The organism is Pseudomonas sp. HMWF006 (assembly GCF_003061205.1).
GTDB classification, from domain to species: Bacteria; Pseudomonadota; Gammaproteobacteria; order Pseudomonadales; family Pseudomonadaceae; genus Aquipseudomonas; species Aquipseudomonas monsensis.
This window is the reverse complement of record NZ_QAIU01000489.1, coordinates 9,883-10,660: the sequence shown is the minus strand read 5'-3', so window position 1 is coordinate 10,660 and position 778 is coordinate 9,883. Positions and strand designations below refer to the sequence as shown.

1 protein-coding gene and 1 pseudogene are annotated in these 778 nt (G+C 59.1%); both read left to right on the top strand.

The genetic code is table 11. The annotated features are described in order from the left end of the window. Positions 1–66: pseudogene (locus DBR24_RS21345) on the top strand (peptidyl-prolyl cis-trans isomerase); the annotation flags it as partial. 133 nt (positions 67–199) lie between these two features. Next, on the top strand, positions 200–778 hold a 579-nt coding region (locus DBR24_RS33150), incomplete at its 3' end, for an ABC transporter substrate-binding protein (protein WP_256591712.1).

Genomic DNA, 778 nt, shown 5'->3' with positions numbered 1-778 from the left:
GTGCAAGGCCCGGTCAAGACCCAGTTCGGTTTCCACCTGCTCGAAGTCACCAGCCGTCAGGACTGATCCGTCGCCTGATTGCTCTGCAACGGCCCGCCTTTTGGTGGGCCGTTGTGTTTCAGTTACATATACGGCTGGCGACTGACGCGCCTCTCGCGTACAAATTGCGCTTATCGTTTTCCCGGTTCCAAGGCTGACAATGCGACTGGTTTTTCCCACATTGATGCTCACCGCCCTCGCCCTGTTGTCGGGCGCCGCCGGTGTGGACGCTGCACCGCAACACGCGTTGACCGTTTATGGCGAGCCGGCCAAATATCCTGCCGGTTTCAGTCACTTCGACTACACCAACCCGCAGGCGCCCAAGGGCGGCACGATGCGCCGCTCGGCGATCGAGATCGGTCACTTCGACCATGTATTGCCGTATATCGACAAAGGCATCGGCGTCACGCAAATCGACGGACTGCTGTACTCGCCGCTGGCTCAGCGCTCGATGGATGAACCCTATACCGTTTACGGGCTGGTGGCAGAAAAGATGGAGCGCTCGGAGGACGGACTCGCGCTGCGCTTTTTCATTAATCCCAAGGCTCGCTTCGCCGACGGCAAGCCGATCACCGCCGAAGACGTGCGCTACACCTATGAACTGCTAATGACCCAGGGCAGCCTGCGTTATCGCACGCAGTTCGCCGATGTCAAAGGCGTCGAAGTGGAAGCACCGCTGATCGTGCGCTTCGATTTCAAGAACAACGAAAACCGCACCCTGCCTCTGGATATCGCGACC